At 45.5% G+C, this 22,250-nt stretch carries 22 protein-coding genes; 6 read left to right on the forward strand and 16 right to left on the reverse strand.

The window, feature by feature from the left end; all coding sequences use genetic code 11:
- Positions 1-13 precede the first annotated feature (13 nt).
- The 9 genes from LCM20_RS00240 to LCM20_RS00280 form a co-directional block, all read right to left on the reverse strand.
- Entirely contained in the window at positions 14-1,648 is a 1,635-nt protein-coding gene (locus LCM20_RS00240; RefSeq protein WP_225193416.1) for an AMP-binding protein, read from the reverse strand.
- A 16-nt stretch (positions 1,649-1,664) separates the two neighbouring features.
- Positions 1,665-2,807, reverse strand: coding sequence for an acyl-CoA dehydrogenase (locus tag LCM20_RS00245; protein ID WP_225193417.1), 1,143 nt, complete (start codon positions 2,805-2,807; stop codon positions 1,665-1,667).
- A 70-nt stretch (positions 2,808-2,877) separates the two neighbouring features.
- On the reverse strand, positions 2,878-3,510 hold the full coding sequence (locus LCM20_RS00250; protein ID WP_225193418.1) for a TetR/AcrR family transcriptional regulator: 633 nt from the start codon (positions 3,508-3,510) through the stop codon (positions 2,878-2,880).
- Positions 3,511-3,645: 135 nt separating this feature from the next.
- Positions 3,646-6,105, reverse strand: a complete 2,460-nt coding sequence (parC, locus tag LCM20_RS00255; protein WP_225193419.1) for a DNA topoisomerase IV subunit A — start codon at positions 6,103-6,105, stop codon at positions 3,646-3,648.
- Between the two features lie 15 nt (positions 6,106-6,120).
- Positions 6,121-8,100, reverse strand: coding sequence for a DNA topoisomerase IV subunit B (parE, locus tag LCM20_RS00260; protein WP_412097972.1), 1,980 nt, complete (start codon positions 8,098-8,100; stop codon positions 6,121-6,123).
- A gap of 256 nt (positions 8,101-8,356) precedes the next feature.
- Positions 8,357-8,770 carry a CoA-binding protein gene (locus LCM20_RS00265; RefSeq protein WP_225193420.1) on the reverse strand — a complete coding sequence of 138 codons (414 nt, stop codon included), beginning with the start codon at positions 8,768-8,770 and terminating at the stop codon, positions 8,357-8,359.
- A 12-nt stretch (positions 8,771-8,782) separates the two neighbouring features.
- Positions 8,783-10,306 (reverse strand): ABC transporter permease/substrate-binding protein, encoded by a 1,524-nt coding sequence (locus tag LCM20_RS00270; protein ID WP_225193421.1) that lies wholly within the window; start codon positions 10,304-10,306, stop codon positions 8,783-8,785.
- A complete protein-coding gene (locus tag LCM20_RS00275) occupies positions 10,303-11,370 on the reverse strand; it encodes an ABC transporter ATP-binding protein (protein ID WP_225193422.1) in 1,068 nt (355 codons plus the stop codon). Before LCM20_RS00275 ends, LCM20_RS00270 begins: the two co-directional genes overlap by 4 nt.
- A 136-nt stretch (positions 11,371-11,506) precedes the next feature.
- Complete coding sequence (locus tag LCM20_RS00280; protein ID WP_225193423.1) at positions 11,507-13,192, reverse strand: glycosyl hydrolase family 18 protein; 1,686 nt, start codon at positions 13,190-13,192, stop codon at positions 11,507-11,509.
- A 144-nt stretch (positions 13,193-13,336) separates the two neighbouring features.
- On the opposite strand from LCM20_RS00280, the gene plsY reads away from it, so the two are divergent.
- The 6 genes from plsY to LCM20_RS00310 all read left to right on the forward strand — a co-directional run bounded on the left by plsY (position 13,337) and on the right by LCM20_RS00310 (position 16,824).
- Entirely contained in the window at positions 13,337-13,918 is a 582-nt protein-coding gene (plsY, locus tag LCM20_RS00285) for a glycerol-3-phosphate 1-O-acyltransferase PlsY (protein WP_225193424.1), read from the forward strand.
- 174 nt (positions 13,919-14,092) lie between these two features.
- Positions 14,093-15,025 carry a GTP cyclohydrolase FolE2 gene (gene folE2 / locus LCM20_RS00290; RefSeq protein WP_225193425.1) on the forward strand — a complete coding sequence of 311 codons (933 nt, stop codon included), beginning with the start codon at positions 14,093-14,095 and terminating at the stop codon, positions 15,023-15,025.
- Positions 15,026-15,028: 3 nt separating this feature from the next.
- Positions 15,029-15,256 (forward strand): membrane protein insertion efficiency factor YidD, encoded by a 228-nt coding sequence (gene yidD, locus LCM20_RS00295; protein WP_225193426.1) that lies wholly within the window; start codon positions 15,029-15,031, stop codon positions 15,254-15,256.
- 97 nt (positions 15,257-15,353) lie between these two features.
- Positions 15,354-15,644 carry a HesB/YadR/YfhF family protein gene (locus LCM20_RS00300; RefSeq protein ID WP_225193427.1) on the forward strand — a complete coding sequence of 97 codons (291 nt, stop codon included), beginning with the start codon at positions 15,354-15,356 and terminating at the stop codon, positions 15,642-15,644.
- A 46-nt stretch (positions 15,645-15,690) separates the two neighbouring features.
- A complete protein-coding gene (locus LCM20_RS00305) occupies positions 15,691-16,554 on the forward strand; it encodes a pirin family protein (RefSeq protein WP_225193428.1) in 864 nt (287 codons plus the stop codon).
- A 30-nt stretch (positions 16,555-16,584) separates the two neighbouring features.
- On the forward strand, positions 16,585-16,824 hold the full coding sequence (locus LCM20_RS00310) for an indolepyruvate ferredoxin oxidoreductase subunit alpha (protein ID WP_225193429.1): 240 nt from the start codon (positions 16,585-16,587) through the stop codon (positions 16,822-16,824).
- Between the two features lie 118 nt (positions 16,825-16,942).
- On the opposite strand, the gene LCM20_RS00315 is transcribed toward LCM20_RS00310, so the two are convergent.
- The 7 genes from LCM20_RS00315 to LCM20_RS00345 all read right to left on the reverse strand — a co-directional run bounded on the left by LCM20_RS00315 (position 16,943) and on the right by LCM20_RS00345 (position 22,126).
- Positions 16,943-17,668 (reverse strand): nucleotidyltransferase domain-containing protein, encoded by a 726-nt coding sequence (locus tag LCM20_RS00315; protein WP_225193430.1) that lies wholly within the window; start codon positions 17,666-17,668, stop codon positions 16,943-16,945.
- A gap of 156 nt (positions 17,669-17,824) precedes the next feature.
- Positions 17,825-18,130, reverse strand: coding sequence for a hypothetical protein (locus LCM20_RS00320; protein ID WP_225193431.1), 306 nt, complete (start codon positions 18,128-18,130; stop codon positions 17,825-17,827).
- The gene (locus LCM20_RS00325; RefSeq protein ID WP_225193432.1) at positions 18,130-18,555 is read right to left on the reverse strand and encodes an acyl-CoA thioesterase; all 426 of its coding nucleotides are present in this window, start codon (positions 18,553-18,555) and stop codon (positions 18,130-18,132) included. The genes LCM20_RS00320 and LCM20_RS00325 overlap by 1 nt, the downstream gene beginning before the upstream one ends.
- Positions 18,552-20,813, reverse strand: a complete 2,262-nt coding sequence (locus LCM20_RS00330) for an AAA family ATPase (protein WP_225193433.1) — start codon at positions 20,811-20,813, stop codon at positions 18,552-18,554. The genes LCM20_RS00325 and LCM20_RS00330 overlap by 4 nt, the downstream gene beginning before the upstream one ends.
- 182 nt (positions 20,814-20,995) lie before the next feature.
- Positions 20,996-21,241 (reverse strand): small acid-soluble spore protein Tlp, encoded by a 246-nt coding sequence (gene tlp, locus LCM20_RS00335; RefSeq protein WP_412097973.1) that lies wholly within the window; start codon positions 21,239-21,241, stop codon positions 20,996-20,998.
- Positions 21,242-21,334: 93 nt separating this feature from the next.
- Positions 21,335-21,478, reverse strand: coding sequence for an FbpB family small basic protein (locus LCM20_RS00340; RefSeq protein WP_225193434.1), 144 nt, complete (start codon positions 21,476-21,478; stop codon positions 21,335-21,337).
- Between the two features lie 48 nt (positions 21,479-21,526).
- Complete coding sequence (locus LCM20_RS00345; protein WP_225193435.1) at positions 21,527-22,126, reverse strand: TlpA family protein disulfide reductase; 600 nt, start codon at positions 22,124-22,126, stop codon at positions 21,527-21,529.
- Between the last annotated feature and the right edge of the window lie 124 nt (positions 22,127-22,250).

Below are 22,250 nucleotides of genomic sequence, written 5' to 3' on the forward strand. Positions count from 1 at the left end.
CGTTTAAGTGCAGTTACGACCTGAGAAGCTCCAACGCATTCTCCCGCAGGCGGAACTTTTGGATTTTTCCGCTTGCTGTCATCGGATACTCTTCTGTGAAGCGGATATAACGTGGAATTTTGTGTTTGGAAATCTGACCTTCACAAAATTCGCGGATCTCCTCTTCCTTAAGCGACGTGCCTTCTTTTGGAATGATCCACGCCATGATTTCCTCACCATATTTCTCATCTGGTATGCCGACAACTTGGACATCCAGTACATCCGGGTGCTTATATAGGAATTCTTCAATTTCTCGTGGGTAGACGTTCTCACCGCCTCGTATGATCATGTCTTTCATCCTGCCGGTAATCTCGACATATCCGTTCTCATCCATGACGGCGATATCCCCGGTATGCAGCCAGCCGTCGGGATCGATGGCTGCCTGAGTGGCTTCTTCATTTTTGTAATAGCCCTCCATGACAAGGTAACCTCTTGTACAGAGTTCGCCCGGCATACCCCGCTCCACTTCGTCACCCGTTGCGGGTTCGATGACTTTGACTTCCACGTTCGGATGGGCTTTGCCGACACTTCTCACTCGAAGCTCAATCGGATCGTCCGCTCTCGTCTGCGTAATGACAGGGGAGGATTCAGTCTGTCCGTACCCAATCGTAATTTCTTCGGCACCCATGTCCTCAATTACACTCTTCATCACTTCCATCGGACAGGTGGAACCCGCCATGATACCTGTCCTGAGAGTCGTCGGCTTCCATTTTTCAAATTCTGGGTGATTCAATTCAGCAATGAACATGGTCGGTACACCGTGAAGGGCCGTACACGCTTCCTCCTTCACGGCCTGTAGGACACGAAGAGGGTCGAACTGTTCCAGAATGACCATCGTTGCTCCTTTTGACACAGCTGCAAGCGTCCCGAGAACACATCCAAAGCAGTGGAAAAACGGGACGGGGATGCAAAGACGGTCGTCTTCGGTCAACTTCATGGCATCCGCCACTTGGTTTCCGTTGTTGACGATGTTGTCGTGACTCAGCATCACACCTTTCGGAAAACCAGTTGTACCTGAGGTATACTGCATATTAATGACTTCCTGGTGAGAAAGAGATTCTTTTCTGGTCTTCAGTTCTTCGTCATCCACGGTCAGCCCCATATCGAGAAGGTCCTGCCACGAGTAACAGCCTGGATAGGACTTATCACTAAGTACAACGACATTCTTTAAGAATGGTAGTCGTTCACTCTCTAAGTTTCCTTTTTCAGACGTTTCCAGTTCAGGGCATATTTCTTTTAAAATATCTAAGTAAGATGTACCTCTGAATTCTTCTGCGAGAATCAATGTGGAAGAATCGGACTGGCGAAGTAAATATTCAAGCTCTTGAGCCCGGTAGTTCGTATTGACCGTAACAAGCACACCGCCCATTTTCCCTGAGGCGAATTGAGACAGGAGCCATTCAGGTTTGTTATCAGACCAGATGGCAAGATGATCTCCTTTTTCAGCTCCTAGTGCCATAAAGCCTCGTGCGACTGCATCTGTCATTTCATTGAACTCTCGATACGTTTTGCGCATACCTTTTTCAGGATAGACAAACGCCTCTTGATCAGGATGCATGTGTGCACGATCCTCCAATAGCTGGCCAACCGTTTTTTCTAATAATGACATGCCTCGTTCCTCCTTTTTAACATCCAAGTTGTCGTGCAATGACGAGTCGCTGAATCTCAGACGTACCTTCTCCAATTTCCAAAAGCTTCGCGTCTCTCAAGTAACGTTCCACCTCGTATTCGCGCATGTACCCGTAACCTCCGTGAATTTGAATCGCTTGATTCGACGAACGAAAAGCGGTTTCAGAAGCGAACAACTTGGCGTACGCCGATTCTTTTGTGAAGTTTTTGCCTTCGTCTTTCAGCCAGGCCGCCTTCATGACCATATTTCTAGCGAGGTCCACTTCCATAGCCATATCGGCGAGTTTAAATTGAATGGCTTGGAAATTAGAGATGGATTGGCCGAACTGTTTTCTCTCTTTTGCATAGGCAAGGGCCCGGTCTAGGGAGGCTTGAGCAATTCCGACAGCGAGTGCTGCGATCGAAATCCGACCTCCATCTAATGTATAGAGAAACTGCTTGAAGCCTTTCTCAGGGTCTCCGAGTATGTTTTCTTTCGGGACTTTAACATCCTCGAGGATAATTTCTGATGTGTTCGATCCTCTCACGCCCATCTTTTCGTAAGGGCTCGTAATCGTCATGCCCGGAGTATCCTTCGGAATGATAAAGGCAGAAATAATGTTTCTGCCGTCTTCACGCTTTCCGGAAACGGCTGTCACGGTAATGGAACGGGCGTATTCTGCATTCGTGATCCAGCATTTTTCTCCGTTGATGACATAGTGATCTCCGTGAAGTTCTGCTTTCGTTTGTGTCCCGCCAGCATCTGAGCCGGCGTTCGGTTCGGTCAGCCCGAATGATGCCAATCCTTCTCCTTTAGCAAGCGGCGTCAGGAATTCTTGTTTTTGTTCTTCTGTACCGAAATAGTAGATCGGGCTTGAGCCAAGGGAAACAGCCGCTGCATAGCTTAATCCGGTAGAGCCACATACGCGCCCGATTTCTTCTACAGCAAGTGCATACGTAACCGTATCTCCGCCAGCTCCTCCATACTCCTCAGGGAACGGGATCCCCAGTAGACCGAGCTTTCCCATCTCCTTGAAGATGTCTTCAGGGAATTCTGCATTCCGATCAATGTCGATTGCTCTCGGTTGAATCACGTTCTCAGCAAAATCACGAACCATCTTCCTTGTCATCTCTTGTTCTTTCGTCAATTCAAAATTCATGAATGTCCTCCTTAGAACCAGTAAGACCGACTGGTTGGTCTGTTGATCACAAAAATAAAATTGTAAGCGTTTACTTATATTCGTAAAAAAAAGGAACGTGCAGCCACTCTTGCTCAACGACGACGTCTTCCCGAACTGGGAGTAGAGCATGGAGGACGAGATCTGTAAAGACATCCGCGATTTGGTCTATGGAATACCTTCCACCTCGCTTATACCACTTATACAGCCAGTTGACCATCCCTAATATGGCCATTCCTGTAATTTCAAGAGGCAGCTCTTTACGGAAGTGTCCGCTTTTCTGCCCTTCTTCAATGACCGAGAAAACAAGATCCTTGAACTGGTCCCGCTTCTTTTTGATCTGCTGATCATAGGGCGGTTTTAAGTAGGTGCTCTCTTGATAAAAGACTGAAATGTGTGGTTTATACAAATCGAATACATGCACGAAAGCCCGGATGACCGCCTGAATCTTTTCGACAGGTGAGCTGTGTACAACGTTCGCTGCCTGAGCTTCCTTCAATACATATGTAATAAAGGTGTCGTGGATGACAAACAGTAGTTCATCTTTAGACTGAAAGTGGTGGTAAAATCCACCCTTTGATGTCTCGGAAGCTTCGACGATCTGGTTGACGCTCACTCCATGAAAGCCATAGCGGTCGAATAAATCGAGAGACGTTGCTATGATTTCTTCTCTTAAATCCCTCATACACCATCCCCAATCCCCTGAATATACATTCATTTTATCACAGTTTTCTGAAAATACAAACGGGCCTAAGGAGAATATTGTAAGTCGAAAGAATCAAAAAAAGGACTAAACCCATATGGATTTAGTCCTCATTGATTACGTTTCTTCGTTCTCTTCTACCGTGAACGGCTTTTCATAGCCTGGCTTTCTCCAGGCTTCTTTCACGATGCCTTGTTCATCCGTATCCAAGACAAAGGATCCGTTGCTGTAGCGGTCATTCGCTTTATAGTCCATCGGCTTGATGGTCTTTGTTTCATCCTTCGTCGTCTGAAGGATGAGTTCATCGTCACGTTGAATGAGGTGAACATCAATCAGACGGTGTGGATTCTTCTTCAGTTCCCGAAGCATAAGCACACCACGCTTTGCCCTCGTCGTTCGTTCAAATTCTTTTAGTCTCATCCTCTTCACAGCACCTCGTTGAGTGGAGATGAGAATGGATGGATCATCAGATGGGTCAAATACTTGCCCCGCCACGACGTGTTCATCTTCTTTGAGTGTCATGGCTTTGACTCCTGCTGCACGCTGGCCGACAGCGTTCACTTCTTCTTCTTCATACCAAAGTCCGTAAGCTTTGTTGGAAGCAATGAATATATTCGAATTTCCATCTGTCAAGTGAACATCAACAACTTCATCATCGCCTTTTAAGTTTATGGCGACGAGTGATTTAGAATGACGGGCTGCTTTATACAGCTTCAGTTCACTCTTTTTCACCATTCCGTTTTTCGTAAAGAACAGCAGGAAGCGGTCATCCGTGAATTCACGGACAGGGATGGCATCAATGATAAACTCTTCCTTTTCTACCTGGACGATGTTGGCGATGTACTGCCCAAGGTCTTTCCACCTTATATCCGGCAGCTTGTGAACAGGAATGAATAGATATTTACCTAAGTTCGTAAACACTAGCACGTGATCGGTCGTATTGACTTCCATCAGGCGGAGGAGATGGTCGCCATCCTTGATCGCAAAGTCTTCTCCGTTTGACGCCGCGTAGGAACGCAGACTTGTACGTTTGATGTAGCCATCTTTCGTAACGGAGACGAGGACGTCTTCGCTTGCTACCGTTACTTCAAGGTCGACCTTAAGCTCCTCGACTTTCTCCTCGACAGTCGTAAGACGCTTGTCGTTGTACTGCTTCTTCATAGAACGAAGATCGGATTTAATGACTTTCAGCAGTTCGCGCTCATTGCCTAGAAGGTTCTCTAAGTAGGTGATCCTCTTCTGCAATTCATCGGCTTCTGCCTGAAGTGCCGTAATGTCCGTATTTGTCAGACGATAAAGCTGCAAGGTGACAATCGCTTCTGCTTGTTCTTCCGAGAAATCATAGGCTTTGATTAGCCGCGCTTTTGCATCCTGTTTATCACTTGAACTTCGGATCGTTGCGATCACTTCATCCAGAATGCTGATCGCTTTGATCAACCCTTCTACGATGTGTGCGCGTTTCTTTGCCTTATTCAAGTCATAAAGGGATTGTCTTGTTACGACTTCTTTTTGGTGCTCAATATAAGAGTCGAGCATCATATGAAGGTTCAACAGCTTCGGTGTACGTTCATGGATCGCGACCATGTTGAAGTTGTATGAAATCTGTAAGTCTGTGTGCTTATAAAGGTAATTCAATACCCCTTCACTGTTGGCATCCTTTTTCAAATCAATCACGACGCGGAGACCCGTACGGTCGGTCTCGTCCCGCACTTCTGCGATCCCTTCAACTTTACGATCGATCCGCAGCTCGTCCATTCGTTTGACCATGCTTGCTTTGTTGACTTCATAGGGAATTTCATCGATGACGATTTGTTCCCGGCCGCCACGCTGCTTTTGAATCTCAGCTCGTCCTCTGACCACGATTTTCCCTTTTCCAGTTTCGTATGCTTTACGAATGCCGTCAATCCCTTGGATGATGCCTCCTGTCGGGAAGTCCGGTCCTTGAATATGGGTCATCAGTTCGTCGACGGTAGCACTTGGCTTATCGATCTTCTTAATGACCGCATCAATGACCTCACCAAGGTTGTGTGGTGGGATTTCCGTTGCGTACCCTGCAGAGATACCGGTGGAACCGTTCACTAGAAGGTTCGGGAATTTTGCAGGAAGAACAGTCGGTTCAGAGATGGTGTCATCAAAATTCGGAATAAACTCAACGGTTTCCTTTTCGATATCACGCAGCAATTCAGAGGATATCGCAGATAAACGTGCTTCTGTGTAACGCATAGCGGCAGGAGGGTCGCCGTCGACACTCCCGTTGTTCCCGTGCATTTCCACTAAAGGCTTTCTTACTTTCCACGTTTGACTTAACCGCACCATCGCATCATATACAGACGTATCACCGTGGGGGTGATAGTTCCCGATTACGGTACCGACGGTCTTAGCCGATTTACGATAAGCTTTATCATGGGTATTCTTCTCTTGGTGCATTGCAAAAAGAATCCGGCGTTGAACAGGCTTCAACCCGTCCCTTGCATCCGGAAGCGCACGCTCCTGGATAATATATTTACTGTATCTTCCGAATCGGTCACCGAGGACCTCTTCTAATGGTAAATCTAAAAACTTCTCTGCCTCAGCCAACAGAATATCCTCCTTTTACGCTTGGATTTTGTCGTTTTCTAATATATTGGCTTCATCTTCCATACCAAAAGCGACATGGGATTCAATCCATTTACGGCGAGGTTCCACTTTATCGCCCATTAAAGTCGTGACACGGCGCTCGACGCGCGCAATGTCGTCAATGGTTACACGGATCAATGTTCGTGACTCAGGGTTCATCGTCGTCTCCCATAATTGGTCGGCGTTCATTTCACCGAGACCTTTATACCGCTGAATCGAATAGCCATTTTTAAATTCTTTCAGTAATTTCTGCATGCCTTGTTCATCCCAGGCATATTCCGTCTTCTCTTTCTTCCCTTTTCCTTTAGACACTTTATAAAGGGGAGGTAAGGCGATGAATACACGTCCTGCTTCGACGAGCGGACGCATATAACGGTAAAAGAAAGTGAGGAGCAGCACTTGGATGTGTGCACCGTCGGTATCAGCATCGGTCATGATGACGATTTTGTCATAGTTGCAGTCTTCGAGTGTGAAGTCTCCGCCTACACCTGCACCGATCGTATGAATGATTGTCGAGATTTCTTCATTTTTGAAGATATCGGCAATTTTCGCTTTTTCCGTATTGATTACTTTACCGCGAAGCGGAAGAACCGCTTGGAACTTACGGTCACGTCCTTGTTTTGCTGAACCACCCGCAGAGTCCCCCTCGACGAGGTAAAGCTCGTTTTTCTGTGGGTTCTTGGACTGGGCCGGCGTCAGTTTACCGCTCAGCAAGGTATCTTTACGCTTTTTCTTTTTGCCGGATCTCGCATCTTCGCGGGCTTTTCGAGCCGCTTCTCTTGCTTCTTTTGCTTTGATGGCTTTTTTGATCAGCATGGAAGAGACATCTGGGTTCTCTTCAAGGAAGTAGTTCAGTTGTTCCGCCACTACGCTGTCAACGGATGATCTGGCCTCTGAAGTACCGAGCTTACTCTTGGTCTGCCCTTCGAACTGCAGTAGCTCTTCTGGAATTCGGACGGACACAATCGCTGTAAAGCCTTCCCGGATATCGTTTCCTTCCAGGTTTTTATCTTTATCTTTCAACAGCTGAGCACGTCTTGCATAATCGTTGAATACGCGTGTGATCGCTGTTTTGGCTCCCGATTCATGCGTACCTCCGTCCTTGGTCCTTACATTGTTGACGAATGACAGGATACTCTCTGCAAAGCCGTCATTGAATTGAAAGGCGAAATCCACTTCAATTCCGTTTTGTTCGCCTTCAAACGAAACGACTTGATGAAGGGTATCTTTCTCCTCGTTCAAGTAGGACACGAAGGATTCAAGTCCGTCGTCATACTGGTACACTTCTTTCACCGTGTCCTTCTGTCTTTCATCCACTAAGATAATGCGGAAGCCTTTCAATAAGAACGCTGCCTCGCGCAGACGTTCGGATAACGTTTCGTAGTTGAATTTGGTAACGGAGAAGATCGTAGGGTCCGGTTTGAAGCGGATGGTTGTCCCTGATTTTCTCGTCGCTCCTTTATGTTCTAAAGAAGTGACGGGGACACCGCCATTTTCAAATCGTTGATAGTACTTCTCTCCGTCACGACAGATTCTGACTTCCAGCCATTCGGACAGGGCATTAACAACAGAAGCGCCGACTCCGTGGAGTCCACCACTTGATTTATAGCCGCCTTGACCGAATTTTCCTCCAGCGTGAAGGACGGTCAAAATGACTTCTGGTGTCGGTTTACCTGTTCGGTGCATTCCTGTCGGCATCCCTCTTGCTTCGTCCTGTACAGAAACACTTCCGTCCTTGTGCAGGGTTACAGTCATTTCCTTACCGAAGCCGGATAACGCTTCATCGACCGCGTTATCTACGATCTCATGAACCAAATGGTGAAGGCCTCTATGGTCTGTTGACCCAATATACATCCCAGGGCGTTTTCTGACAGCCTCCAGGCCTTCAAGTACTTGTATGGAATCATCTGAATAAGATTGGTTTTGGTTCGACAATTTTCCATCGGCTCCTTTCACGTGCTTTCCACTTTTCATAATAGAACAAATGTTCGTTTATGTAAACGTCCGTAAAAATGATCGCTTGTTATATTGTAGCGATTATATGCGGATTCGCAAACATAATTCTTCCAAAAAATTTATGATAACATGCATAGATCCTTCGTTTTGCGAACGGGAATTTTGACGTCTAACTTCTATCATATCATAATCAGAACCTTCTCCTTACACCTTTTCATGCAAAAAAAAGCTGCCGACAGATGTCGACAACTCGTTTTTATACATAGAGGGCATGGGCGACTTTAATACAAACATCCATTATGACGACTTGCTCGGTATCCTTTAAAGTTTCCCATGCTTCGGGGTGAATGACACCCTGCTGTCCCCAAAATGCTTTTACATCCATCTCTGCAGCTTCCTTTGCAAGATCCGGTAGAAATTCAGGCCGGCGGAACACATTGATGATGTCGACCTTTTCTTTCACTTCACTCAGGGACCGGTAAGCTTTTACACCTTCCCACTCTGAGATCGTCGGATTGACAGGAATGATGCGGTATCCAGCCTGTTTCATCGCCTCACTGATTTGATAAGACGTACGATGTGGCTTGTCAGAAAGCCCTACGACAGCAATTGTTTTGGACTCTTCTAACACTTGTTTTATCGTTTCTTTGGATGGGTTTTTAAAACTCATTCTTTCGACCTCCTATTCGTCAATCAAGCCTTCATTGACGAGGTATTCCCTGGCTACTGCTTCAGGGCTTCGGTCTTCAAAATCGACCTGGTAATTCATTTCTCTCATTTGATCCCCTGTTATTTTGCCACCAAGCTGATTCAAGATGCTTTCCAGTTCAGGATAGCGGTCAAGCGTTTCTTGTCTCATCAACGGTGCGCCTTGATATGGCGGGAAAAGATTCTCAGGGTCTTCCAGTACTTTCAAATTCAAGTCAACCATATAACCTGCCGTAGCGTAGGCATCAATGACATCAACTTCACCTGAAGTGATTGCTTGTTGACGAACACCCGGGTCCATCGTTCGGACGTCGAGGTTCAGGTTGTAAATTTCTTTCATGCCTTGGTAACCGTCTTGTCGGTCATTGAATTCGAGCGTGAACCCGGCTGTAATCTGATCTTGGATCTGTCTCAGGTCTCCGATCGTTTCAAGACTGTAACGGTCGGCCAGTTCCTGAGTTGTAGCCACTGCATAGGTGTTGTTGAACTGCATTGGTTCAAGAAAAGCCATATTGTACGTTTCGACCATTCCATCTGCAGCCTGTTGGTACACGTCCTGAGACTCGTTGGAGTCAGCCTGCTGCTCTAATAAAGAGACAAGGGCTGTACCCGTGAATTCAGGGTAGATATCGATACTCCCCTCCTGCAGGGCCGTGAAAACAAAGTCCGTCTTACCGAAGTTCGGTCTTAAGCCTACCTGCAAGTCCGTCTCTTCTTCAATCAATATCTCATACATATTGATCAAAATAGCCGGCTCGGAACCGAGTTTTGCACCAAGCACAAGATCATCCTGCTGTTTTCCACCGAATGCTAAAGGACCGACAGCAATCAATACGCCAGCAACTAACAGACTGACGAGCGATCTGAACCCGGATTTAGCTGACGTCCTTTCAAACAACCTTAGAATGATATCAAGCAGAATCGCAAGAAGGGCAGCAGGAATCGCACCGAGAAGAATCAAGTTGATGTCTCCTCCGCGGTCAAGTCCGAGGAGGATGATTTCCCCCAGTCCTCCCGCTCCAATCAAGGCTGCAATCGTCGTCGTTCCCACTATCAGAACCATGGATGTACGAATTCCAGCCATGATCACAGGCATAGCAAGAGGGAGTTCAACTTTTGACAGTCTTCTGAAAGAGTTCATTCCCATTCCTGTAGCCGCTTCTTTTAAAGCAGGGTCGACTTCTTTGATGCCTGTGTACGTATTTCTTAAAATCGGAAGGAGTCCATAGGCTGTAAGAGCGATAATAGCGGGTGTTTCTCCGATTCCGACAAACGGAATCAAAAAGGCAAGCACAGCTAGACTCGGAATCGTCTGGAGCACCGCCGTCACGCCAATGATCGGTTCAGCTATCGTGTGGTTCCTTGTAAGTAAAAGACCCAGCGGCACGGAAATCAAGGTCGCAATCACGAGTGCAATGATCGAAATTTGAAAATGCTCCCAAAGCGTTTCTAAAAGGAGGCTCTGCCTCTGCTCAAAAACATCCATAAATGTACTCATGTGTTCATCACCCCGTTCTGTTCCTTCACCTGGCTTTTCAGGTATAGGGCGATGTCTTTATAAGATATGGTCCCAATTAATTGATTCTCCTTGATGACCGGTAAAATCGGGTAAGGCTGTTCTTCGAAGATATCCATCGCTTTTTTCAAAGTCGAGCTGTTTTCAATTGCTGGGGCATCGACCCGTTCACCTTCGTGAATCAAGCCGGCATATTCCCCCTGCTCATCCTGGAGAGCATAAGTCCCCACTTTGAGAATTGCTGAACTGTTCCAGTCGCTTTCAGTGTAGATCTGACTTCTTGTCTGGTCCATGATCACATCTACGGCCGTCTGCCACGGGGACTTGCGTTCGCCAATAAAGTCCTTAACGAAATCATTCGCCGGTTTCAGAATCAAGTTTTGCGGCGTATCGAGCTGAACGATTTTTCCTTCTTTCATCAGACAGACTCGATCACCAAGAGCCATCGCTTCGTCCATATCATGGGTTACGAAAACAATCGTCTTCTGGATTTTCTGCTGCAGGTCACGAATGTCCTTCTGCAGCTGCTCTCTGCTGATCGGGTCGAGCGCGCTGAACGGTTCATCCATTAGAATGATATCAGGGTCCGCTGCAAGAGCACGAATGACTCCTACACGTTGCTGCTGGCCGCCTGATAATTCACTCGGCTTTCTTTTACGGTGTTTTTCGGGATCCAAACCGACCATGTCCATCAGTTCGTCGATCCGCTTCGATAAGTCTTTCCGCTTCCATTTCTTCATTTCAGGGACAACAGAAATATTCTCTTCGATTGTCATATGTGGAAATAACGCAATCTCCTGCAAAACGTAGCCGATGTTCCATCTCAACTCATGTATGTTGTACTCGTTTATCGGTTTATTATGTATGAGAATGGTGCCTTCCGTCGGTTCAATCAGGCGGTTGATCATTTTCATAGTTGTCGTCTTTCCACAGCCACTCGGCCCGATTAAGGTGAATAGTTCCCCTTCCTTTACATCGAAGTTAATTCCTTCTAGAGCCATTGTCCCATCAGCGTATGTCTTCGTTACATCTGTAAATGTAATCATCCAAAAGCCTCCTTTACTCCATTAAAACATTATGTACTTTCCCAAATTTTCATATTCCGAAACATTTTGCGATGAAATTGTCGAATCGGCACAAGAAGAGAAGCACCCCGAGTCAGAGTGCTTCTTTAAAATTACTTTATGGATTCATTGCTTCCTGAATCGTCTGCCATGCAGAAGGCTCAGCAAAGGATTCGCTCCATGAGGCAATCCCTGCTAAATTAAATTCCTTCATTAAGTTCACGCGATTGACCAGTGACGTTTCATCTTCGATCCAGATGATGTAGCGGTTGTTACCTTCTTCATAAGTGACGACATTCTGTTTCGTCATTTCGTCATAGACCGGTGCAATATTCCGTTCGCTCATCCATTCTTTCGTTTCTTCCATAGAGAAGGATTCGGAAGAGACGTCCACCTCACCATTTTCAAGTGTCGTTTCGGTCCAAAGTCTTGTATATAGAGGAATGCCGAGTAGGAGCTTTTCTGGAGGAACCAATTCTACGAGGTTCTCGAGGTTACGCCTCACCCACGGAAGACTTGCTACACTTCCTGCTTCGGGTGAATTCGCCCAGTGCTCATCATAGGCCATGACCATTAAATAGTCGGCAGCTTCTGCAAGTTTTTCGTGTTCCAGGAAGCGGGACCACTGCTCACTTCCATACGGGAACGCGACGTCCACACTGACCACAAGACCAGCCTGGTGAGCTAGAGGAGTCAACTCCCTTACAAATTGAGTCAAGTATGGACCGTCTTCTAAATAAACGTTTTCAAAGTCGATATTGATCCCATCAAGGTCATAGATCCTAGCATAATCCAGCAGCTGTCTGATCATATACTGCCTTTTTTCGAACGAAGGCAGTACCTGCTTGGTCAGATCTGCATCAAATCCGTTAGAAAATAAGGCCCACACCTGATCTCCCTGTTCGTGTGCAGAAGCTACATATTCCTTCTTGGCAAAATTCTCGATGCTCCCTTCTGCGTCCATCATCTCAAACCATGTCGGCGAGAGAATTTGCACACCAGGTTTTGCCTCTACTACACTAGGAGTCGCAGCAGGATGGTAAATCGCATCCCACGTTAGATGAAAGGGTTTCTCCACTTCACTCACGTTTTTTCTCTTTTTTATCACCGTTTCAGATGTAAGGGTCTCTGTGACAGGATCCCCTAGGGCTTCTTTTACCAGATAGCCTGCAATGCCTTCTGAAGTGATGATGTGATAGTACCTTTCTTCCTCACCTTTAATATAAACCTTGTCACCAGGTCCTAAATTGATATAATAAGGTGATGTTGCTTTTGGCTGTTCGCGTACTTTGGTTTGATGTTCATCCAAGCCGGAGACCAGCTCAGCTGTTTCTCGAGTACTGCCATTTTCATAGACAAATAGCGCCTTCTCAGTCTGGTGTAGGTAGACGGGGTACACCTGTTCCAGCCATTTGGCAGCAATAGATGGCTCACCATCATTCGGTGTCGTAACCGGGAAATGCAAATCGTACGCTTTTTGATTCATATAATATTTTAATTCATCTGTCGGCAATTGATAGACGTCCTGCGGCATTGTAATAATGACTGATTCAGATGATTTATCATATACAATATTTGAATCGATGTTTTCCTTAATAAAAGAAAACGGTACATAATGCTGTTGATTCACTGATTGAACTCGCTCATCTTCCATGACTTCATTCTGATAGACAATCAGGGTTTCGTTTTCGTAATATGTAATCTTTTCATTAGAAGGAAAAGGGTACAGGATGAATACGAAACCGGCGGCTACCAAAAGAATCAGACTGGAAATGAGGAGGATAAACGTACGTTTCTTGTTCATTAGATCTCTCCCCCCCTGTCCTATGATATCGAAAATGGTCGATAATTGGAATGATAGGATTCCTTAGGGATGTCCCAGAAAGGAGTTCTTTCCTATTCATTCTCGTGATAAACTTAATATAAGATGTGAAGGAGTTGACTAAACGTGGAGTATTTATTATATGGACTTATAGCCTATCTTCTCGGATCCATTCCATCTGGTTTGATTGTAGGTAAAGCTTGGCATAACACCGACATCCGTGAACACGGAAGCGGTAACTTAGGAGGAACGAATACGTTTCGTGTCCTGGGTATCAAGGCAGGAATCGTCGTAACGCTCTCAGACATTCTAAAAGGAACGCTGGCAGCGGCCTTGCCGTTTATGCTTGGAGCCGAGGTAAACACGTTGATCATTGGAATTTTTGCTGTGATCGGACACATGTATCCGGTCTTTGCAGGATTCAAGGGTGGTAAAGCGGTCGCAACGTCAGGCGGAGTGGTGCTTGGAGTGAATCCTCTCATTTTCGCCATATTACTAGGGACGTTCTTCCTCGTCCTTTACCTCAGCAAGTATGTATCTCTTGCATCTATGCTCAGCGGGGTGGTAGGAATCATTTCGACTGTGCTGCTCCAAGAGTATGGACTGATGATCATCATTTCATTATTCACGGTATTCGTTATATACCGTCATCGCGCAAACATTAAGCGAATCATGAACAAAACGGAACCGAAAATTACGTGGATGTAATAAGAAGGGACCTGTGTACATACGTACAGTAGGTCCTTTTTACTTGGATAGAAACCAACAGCATTCAACAAAATAAGAGGAAATGCACATCTCCGTGAGTCAATCAATTGTATATAAGGAAATACATATTATATACTTTACACATGGAAAGAAGGCCTGAAAGGAGTCCTTGCTATGAACAAAACTGAATTGCAAAAACAAAAACAATTACCTTCCAAAAAAGAACGCCACAAGCTTTTCGGCTCTGTGGAACCCGGTCCAAGAACTAAGCCGGTCGATAAAGATAAAATGGCAGATCTTCAAAATTCAAAGAAAGACTTTCTATTCGATATTGACATGGTCGGCATATCAAATGTGAAACACCCAATCACAATTCCAAGCAAGATGACACCGGAGATCCAGACAACCATCGGGACTTTCTCATTCGGTTCATCCATTACACAGGGAAGCAAAGGCACCAATATGAGTCGGTTCACAGAACAACTCGACAAATATCATCGTGAAGGGTTTGCGATTGACCTGACGACACTAAAAACCTTCACAGAGGAGCTCGCAGGTCGGCTGAAGGAAACAGATGCAGAAGTGGAAGTCAGCTTCCCTTGGTTTTTTGAACGAAAAGGACCCTACTCTGATCTTGCCGGCATGAACCATGCTGACGCGACCATTCGTGTGGAGTACGATGAAGCAACCGGTCACGATATAACGTGTACACTTAAGGGTACCATCACGACCCTATGCCCTTGTTCAAAAGAAATCAGCGAATACAGCGCACACAACCAGCGCGGACAGGTGACGATGTCGGTAAAGCTGACAGACGACTTTGATGAGCAGAAGACGGACTGGAAAGCAGCTCTTCTTGAAGCGGCAGAAAGTAATGCGAGTGCTCGCATCCACCCTGTTCTGAAACGACCTGACGAAAAAATGGTGACTGAGCAGGCTTACGAGAACCCTCGTTTCGTTGAAGATATTGTCCGCCTCGTGTCTGCCGACCTTTATGAATACGATTTTGTCGAAGCATTCGAGGTGTCGTGTCGAAATGAAGAGTCCATTCACCTGCATGACGCCGTAGCCTCTTTGAGCTATGACAAAAAACAGGAACAATCCTAATAAATGAAGCACCTTATGATCGCTTTGATCCGTTTCTATCGAAAAGGTATCAGCCCGTTTTTTCCGCCAAGCTGCAGGTTCCAGCCTACATGCTCGGCCTATGGACTTGAAGCTTTTCAGCGATTCGGGTTTTTCAAAGGTTTTTATCTTACGGCCAAAAGGATTATGAAATGCCACCCTTTCCACCCTGGTGGCTTCGATCCTGTACCGGATAAAAAGAAGCACGAATAAAAGCATCCTGATACGATTCAGGATGCTTTTTCGTAAAAAGGGTTTATTCACCTTTCTGAGCGGTAACAGATTCGTAGACTAAATAGGAGTTGAGACCATGAATTTAACAGTAACCGAAGAAGCAGCTAAATGGTATGAAGACGAGCTTGATGTAACAGAAAATACGCATCTGCGTTTCTACGTACGATACGGTGGCGTAGGAGGACTGCAACCTGGATTCTCACTTGCCATCAAATTTGAAGAACCCCAAGAGCCGATTGCACAATCCGAGGTTGGAAAAGTTACCTACTTTGTTGAGGCGGATGATGAGTGGTATTTCGGGGACCATTCGTTAAAGGTAGCCTTAAATGAGAAGTGGGACGAGCCGGATTTCCAGTACGAATCTTAAAAACAGAAACGTCATGTTTTCTTTTAAATAGAGAGGAGTATTTGTAATGAGTGAACGATTCCAACGTAGCGTGAAAGATAGATGGACAGTGGAATATGAAGAAATGCCCTTCCCTGCTATTCAAAAAGGCTGGGTACTTCCGGTTGATCGCTGGAAAGACTTCGATCCTTTCATTCTGATGGCAGAAGATTGGTTTAAGCGCGGCACGTTCCCCGACCACCCGCACCGCGGATTCCAAACCGTCACGTATGTGATTGATGGTCGACTTGAGCATATCGATAACGGCGGCGGTCGTGATATACTAGAGCCCGGCGATGTCCAGTACATGAACGCTGGTTGGGCTGCGCGTCATGCTGAAGACGGCGTTGAGAATGACGTAGCACATACCCTTCAGCTATGGCTCAATTTACCGAAGGATCACCGTGATACAGAAACGATGTATCAAAATGTCTACCAGGAAGATGCTCCTGTAGCACGATTTGACGGTGGACAGATCAAAGTATTCTCCGGTAATGTAGCTGGTATGGAAGGACCGATGAAATCAATCGTTCCGTTTACATTATCTGAGATCGAGCTGCATGACGGAGCTGAGTACACGCTCTCTCTCCCGGAAAATCACAATGCCTTTCTTTATGTATTAAGAGGTGAAGCTGCAATCGGTTCGACGAGTGAAAGCTTGAAGAAACATGATGTGGCTACGCTGACATATGAAGACGGAGGAAATGCGGAAGCTCTTAGTGACCTCACCCTCTCCTCTTCCCATCGCCGAACAAAACTATTAGTCTATTCAGGTGAGCCGATCCGTGAGGAAATCGTGCCTTATGGTCCGTTCGTTATGAATTCAATGGATGAAATCAAGCAGGCTTTTCGAGATTTTCACGATGGTAAGTTTGGTCCACCAGCTGAGTAATCCAAAAATATGAGGAGGTGCTTATAGTCCATGGCTTTTGTAATTACAAGTCCATGCAAAGGGGAACAAGCAGGCGAATGTGTCGATGTCTGCCCCGTAGATTGTATCGAAAAAGGACCCGATCAATTTTATATCGATCCTGAGGTATGTATTGACTGCGGTGCATGCGTTTCTGTCTGCCCGGTAGATGCCATCGTTGAAGAATACGAGATGACCCCTGAACAGGAACCTTACTTGGAGAAAGCGGAAAAATATTTCGGTCATATGTAACGATTGAAAATCAACCCGTTCGACTGGCGGGTTGATTTTTTCTTTTTATCGACCTACCGTTTATCTTGTGTTTAAAGATTTTTGTTTTTAAAGTTCAGTTCGGAGTTGCTACTAAGTTTTAAGTGGAATCATTCGTTTCTTGTTTTCCTCTCGAATAGCCTTCAAAAAGCCGCCCTCCAAATGGTTGTAGACTTTCGTCGACTAAATTGATTACCCACTGCTTTTCTCCCTGTTTATAAAATGCTTCAAATGCTTCAATAAACCGCTCCGCCCATCGCTCATCATAGTTTCTCAATGCTCGAATGACCCATTTAGACTTTCCGATCCAATGACCATTCGTTCTCAAGACGAATTCGTGCAGTTTGATGCTTAGATCTTGCGCAATCCATATCGATTCGGCGCGGTCCCTGCTTCCAATAAAGTCGTCCAGCGTGTCTGAAATGAAGTATCGTTTCGTTTCCAGCGTTTCAGTATTCCATAGAGATGGTCCTCTCTCCAGCAGGTGTTCGGCTTCTTTTTTTATATTAAAAAGGTTCTTGTGCCCTCTTAGTATTCTTCCTTCTGCTATCATCCTTGGTAATGATGGAATGGCTACCTCTATATCCTTTGTCACATAATCTAAATAGCTGGTCCAGTTATGAGCAAATACTTCAACCGGCCAGCCTTTGAAATAAAAAGAATCCCTGTAAGAGGATTCGATCCTTTCGTCAAAAATGATGATATCTAAGTCAGATGTACTTGTATCTTCTCCTCTGATGACACTCCCTGCGAGCAGGGCTGCATCACAACCAGGAAATTGTTCAGAAATCAGTTGATCAGCCGTCTTCCACACATCTTCTCTCATCACAACAACCTCCTTTCTATCCTAGTGTCATCTTAAGCTTTTTATAGATCTCCTCCCTCAATATATAGAGATTACCTCTTACATAAGGGTGAATGTGTGCATATGGATTCATGGAGCTCCCTCCCTAAAATAAAGGAGCGCTCTTTCAAGCGCTCCTTAAGGTTTCAAGTTGAACCGTTCGATCTGATTAAGTTGATTCTCTGCCTTCAAAATACGGTACTGCGTTTCTCCGAATAAGTCAAAGTGGGGAAACCTGGGGTCTTGGTGAATCCACTCAGGTCGTAAGCCATATTGCTTTCCCCATTTTTTTAAAGCTTTAAGGTCGGAGGAGCCGACTTTGGTGACCGTATCGCAGCCGGGAAATCGTTCGTCGATCCAAAAGTGCGTGAGGAATGCGATTTCCCCATTCTTCACCTTCCTCTTCCAAGCCATCAACTCTTCCCGCTTCAGCCCGAATGCCATTACGACGTCTTCTCCATCGCTTGAAGATACGCTTCATGCCAATCTGGGAAGCTGCGTCTAATGGAAACCGGACGGAAGTTGTCTTTTTTCACAATGACATGTTTTGTCTCACCCGTGACGGCTGTTTCCCCGTCGTTATGGACAACTTCATATCCGTACGTGACTCTCAGCCCGTCATATTCTTTCACCCACGTTTTGACTGCTGCTTCTTCCCCGTATCGAACAGGGTTTTTGAAACTCATGGATGCATCGATCACGGGTGAGACTACGCCTTCTTTTTCGATTTCAGCGTACTTAAATCCCAGTGAATCGATGAAGGATGTTCGTCCAATTTCAAACCAGACAAGATAATTCGCGTGATAGACGACACCCATCATGTCCGTTTCCTGGTACCTCACTTGTATCGGCGTTTCATTTACTTTCATGAAGAAGACTCCCTTCTTAACGTATTCCATGCTTGTTCCAAATCGTTCAGCTCGAGCTCATTCATATCTGTTTCCTCTCCGTCAATGATCCGAATCGCTTGGAATTGGATCGCTTCGTTTACGAGGTTATGAATGAACCGACCATTCCCACGAACAGCATAATCCTTAAACTTCTCTAACAAGAACGCTTCCGTCCATTCGTTAAAATGGTACCCGAACTCAGAAGCAAGGTAATGAGTCATGTCGAGAAGCTCACGCTCATCGTAATCAGGGAATTGGAAATATTTTTTAAATCGAGAAGATAGTCCAGGATTGCTTTCCACAAGCTGTTCCATTTCCCTCTGGTAACCTGCAAGGACGACAACCAGATTCTCGTTATGTTTGGTCATCTCGTCTACAAGCGTTTCAATCGCTTCTTTTCCGAAATCATCACGACCGCCGTTGTAAAGGGAGTACGCTTCATCAATGAACAGGACTCCTCCAAGCGCTTCCCTGATTTTTTTCTTTGTTTTCATAGCGGTCTGACCAACATATCCGGCGACGAGGTCACTTCTCGAAACGACAACCATATGTCCCCGTTTAAGAAGGCCGCACTGTTTCAATACTCCGGCATAAATGTCGGCGACCGTCGTTTTCCCGGTACCCGGATTACCGGAAAATACAGAGTGGAGTTGAATCGGAACAACAGGATAGCCTTTTTCTTTCCGTTTTTGCTGGGCCTGGACAAAGGAAGATAACTTTTTCACTTCCTCTTTTACATTTTGCAGCCCGATTAATTGGTCCAGCCGCTCCATCGGTGAACCCTCTTCACCCTTATCGGGTGTATCGAAAGCAAGATCCTCCTGGCTGATTCTCATATGATCCAACCAGTGTTCTTTATCCCTTTCCGCTTCATTGGCACCTTTTTGGAAAACGGTCTTCAATACGAGGTTCTTGACGGTTCTGGCATTTCCGAATGAATCATCCACCCTCTCCTGGTCGATCAAAGATGTAAATTCCCTCAAGGCTTCTTCTGTGAAAAAGAAGTCATTTTCAAGGGCGGTCTGCTCAGCAATCGTCATCAGCTCGTCCATTTGGTAATCCGGCAGCTGCACTTGATTCTGTTCTGGGAACCTGCTTCTAAGTCCTGGGTTCGACCAGAGGAACTGACGCATTTCTTCCGGATAACCGGCGAGAATGACTGCGAATCTGCCACCGAATTCTTTGCTTGTCATAGCGGAGACCAAAGTGTCGATGACTGCTTGTCCATAATCGTTCCCTGTCTGACCTTCACGCTTCAGGCTGTATGCTTCATCAATGAACAGTACGCCACCTATCGCCTGTTTTACGTAGCTCATCGTATTCTCTTCACTTTGACCGACGTAGGAACCCACGAGGTGGGAACGATTTACCTCTACCACTTCCTTCGTATCCAAAATGCCGAGTTCATGATAGATGTTCGCAAGAAGTCTCGCGATGGTCGTCTTTCCTGTACCTGGATTCCCCGTAATGATCATGTGAAGACCCGGCTCATCAACCATAGAAAAGCCGAAGCTCTTCCGGCGCTGCTGGTATTTCAAGAAGTGATAATACCTTCTGATATAGCCTTTTACATCGTACAATCCGACCATTTGATCAAAGGCTTCTAATGGATTTTGTTGAGAGGAATCTGTCAGAAAGGCAGGCAGGCGTTTATAAAGTTCATCCTGATCATCCGATAATTCTCTCGTCCGTTCATTGATTTCTCTTACAGGAATCCGTATTCTTCGGTTTTCGATGGAATGAAGGGCATCCTCTACCATTTCTTCAAGCGCCTCAAGCTTTTCATAAACGTCCTGATAAAGCTTTAGTCGGCTCGAAGCATCAATAATGGTCTTCTTAGCCAGTTCACCATCCCATTTTTCTTTCAGCTTGATGACATCGTCATAGATGGCACGTGCCTTTTTCGCTTTGGCTGAATCATGGTCCGTTTCATGAAGCACCCACTGCTCGAGGGGCGTCTGTTTCAGCAGACTGTATGCTTGCAAAATTTGCTGCGACTCATATAAGTCGTTCACTAATCGGTGGTTGCTATGAAGGATTCTAGCTTCATCGATGAATTGGTCAGCTAGTGCATCCCGATCAGGATGACGCTTAATTCTATGATAAGCAAGAGCGGCATAAAGCAATGCCATCTGTTCCTTATTATCGATTTGATGTTGATCTAAGTATCGTAAAGCCTCGACTTCTGTAACCGGAGGCTGTTCGTCTATTGTATTCCAGTTCATTAATTCGTTCATCATCGATCCCTTCCTTTCGACCATGTATCCCATTTTATCATAGTCAAAAGCGGTCGTCCGCTATGAAGAGTTCCAAGCGACATAGTGATCGAATCGACTTCAGATCGATGAGTCCTTGACGTCTTACTCATTACTCATTACTCATTAAAAAACCACCCTCATGAGAGGGTGGTTCATCATGTTTAATAATCTTGATGGCGTGACTCTTCTTTGATCTCATCTCGCATTGCACGCAAAGACTGATTACGATGCTTGTTTTTCTTCTCGATGTTCCGCTTTTCTTCTTCTGTTGCAAACTGCATCGAATCATGTGAAGCTTCAATGTTTTCAATCGTATTTTGGACGTTGTCCTGAATCCGTTCGACGTTATCTGCGCGATTATCCGGATTCGGCTTCTTATTGGCCATGTGCTGTTGTTTATGAGACATTACGATTACCTCCGTCAAGTAGGAATGTCGACCCTATGAAGAGTCATTCATACGTTGCCCTACCTGAGGTGCTTCTATGTAAAGATCCCACACTTAAGATGGGATTTGATTCAGCCTTTCATGATGGCGTTGATCGATGCGGTCGTCAATCTGGTCAAGAAGCTTCTGATCTTCTTGAATCGTACGAATATTTTCCTTAATTCGTTCTTCCAACGTCATAGATTGTGATTTTCTCATGGAATCTCTCCTTTGTAGAAGACTTCCCATTTTTCGAGAAAATTATACCTATTTTAAAGCATCTTTCATTTCAACCATGAATTCATACGTCATCGGACCGTTTTTACGCGGCTGTTGAATGACGCCGTCCGTGCCGATAAAGTATGTTGTCGGGATCGATATGACTTGGTATTTTTCTGAAGTGACATTCAGCTCCATGTCTAAAAGGACGGGAAATGTGTAGTTTCCATTTTCTACGTAGTCGCTCACTTTCTTCTTTTTTTCTGAACGACCGATGGCCTGTTCCCCTCCTGTACCGTTAATGGCGAGTATTTTTACTTCGTCCCCGAACTCCTGATGGAACTTCTCCATTTCCGGCATTTCTTCCCTGCAGGGTGGACACCATGTCGCCCAAAAATTGAGGAATACTTTCTGCCCTTTAAGTTCCGACAAGGTAACGGTTTTACCATCAAGCGTTTCCAATTCAAAATCCGGGGCAGGATCACCCATTTGCAAACTTTTGATCCCTGCTGGTGCAACCAACGTCGGTCCCTCCAGCTGCTGCTTCTCCATGTCAGCCTGCTCAGCCCTCTTATCCTGAACGAAGCTGAATACGGCAAACCCGATTAGAAAAAGCAGAATAACTGTTGCTGAAACTTTTTTCCACATGTTGTAACGCCCTCTCTTACGGACAGTATCTTTACTATTCTATGTACTACCTTAGCCGACATGACCAAGCCTTGTAAAGAACATCAGCGTGGCTTTAGAAAACTTTTCACAAATAGAAAAACCG

Source organism: Halobacillus litoralis (genome assembly GCF_020171725.1).
In the GTDB taxonomy this organism is placed as follows: Bacteria; Bacillota; Bacilli; order Bacillales; family Halobacillaceae; genus Halobacillus; species Halobacillus litoralis_F.

What these genes read in the sequence shown, in the direction of transcription:
- LCM20_RS00240 (WP_225193416.1), bottom strand. Translation starts at nt 1,648, where the DNA reads ATGTCATTATTAGAAAAAACGGTTGGCCAGCTATTGGAGGATCGTGCA.
- LCM20_RS00245 (WP_225193417.1), bottom strand. Translation starts at nt 2,807, where the DNA reads ATGAATTTTGAATTGACGAAAGAACAAGAGATGACAAGGAAGATGGTT.
- LCM20_RS00250 (WP_225193418.1), bottom strand. Translation starts at nt 3,510, where the DNA reads ATGAGGGATTTAAGAGAAGAAATCATAGCAACGTCTCTCGATTTATTC.
- LCM20_RS00265 (WP_225193420.1), bottom strand. Translation starts at nt 8,770, where the DNA reads ATGAGTTTTAAAAACCCATCCAAAGAAACGATAAAACAAGTGTTAGAA.
- LCM20_RS00270 (WP_225193421.1), bottom strand. Translation starts at nt 10,306, where the DNA reads ATGAGTACATTTATGGATGTTTTTGAGCAGAGGCAGAGCCTCCTTTTA.
- LCM20_RS00275 (WP_225193422.1), bottom strand. Translation starts at nt 11,370, where the DNA reads ATGATTACATTTACAGATGTAACGAAGACATACGCTGATGGGACAATG.
- LCM20_RS00280 (WP_225193423.1), bottom strand. Translation starts at nt 13,192, where the DNA reads ATGAACAAGAAACGTACGTTTATCCTCCTCATTTCCAGTCTGATTCTT.
- folE2 (WP_225193425.1), top strand. Translation starts at nt 14,093, where the DNA reads ATGAACAAAACTGAATTGCAAAAACAAAAACAATTACCTTCCAAAAAA.
- yidD (WP_225193426.1), top strand. Translation starts at nt 15,029, where the DNA reads ATGAAGCACCTTATGATCGCTTTGATCCGTTTCTATCGAAAAGGTATC.
- LCM20_RS00300 (WP_225193427.1), top strand. Translation starts at nt 15,354, where the DNA reads ATGAATTTAACAGTAACCGAAGAAGCAGCTAAATGGTATGAAGACGAG.
- LCM20_RS00305 (WP_225193428.1), top strand. Translation starts at nt 15,691, where the DNA reads ATGAGTGAACGATTCCAACGTAGCGTGAAAGATAGATGGACAGTGGAA.
- LCM20_RS00310 (WP_225193429.1), top strand. Translation starts at nt 16,585, where the DNA reads ATGGCTTTTGTAATTACAAGTCCATGCAAAGGGGAACAAGCAGGCGAA.
- LCM20_RS00315 (WP_225193430.1), bottom strand. Translation starts at nt 17,668, where the DNA reads ATGAGAGAAGATGTGTGGAAGACGGCTGATCAACTGATTTCTGAACAA.
- LCM20_RS00320 (WP_225193431.1), bottom strand. Translation starts at nt 18,130, where the DNA reads ATGGCATTCGGGCTGAAGCGGGAAGAGTTGATGGCTTGGAAGAGGAAG.
- LCM20_RS00325 (WP_225193432.1), bottom strand. Translation starts at nt 18,555, where the DNA reads ATGAAAGTAAATGAAACGCCGATACAAGTGAGGTACCAGGAAACGGAC.
- LCM20_RS00330 (WP_225193433.1), bottom strand. Translation starts at nt 20,813, where the DNA reads ATGAACGAATTAATGAACTGGAATACAATAGACGAACAGCCTCCGGTT.
- tlp (WP_412097973.1), bottom strand. Translation starts at nt 21,241, where the DNA reads ATGTCTCATAAACAACAGCACATGGCCAATAAGAAGCCGAATCCGGAT.
- LCM20_RS00340 (WP_225193434.1), bottom strand. Translation starts at nt 21,478, where the DNA reads ATGAGAAAATCACAATCTATGACGTTGGAAGAACGAATTAAGGAAAAT.
- LCM20_RS00345 (WP_225193435.1), bottom strand. Translation starts at nt 22,126, where the DNA reads ATGTGGAAAAAAGTTTCAGCAACAGTTATTCTGCTTTTTCTAATCGGG.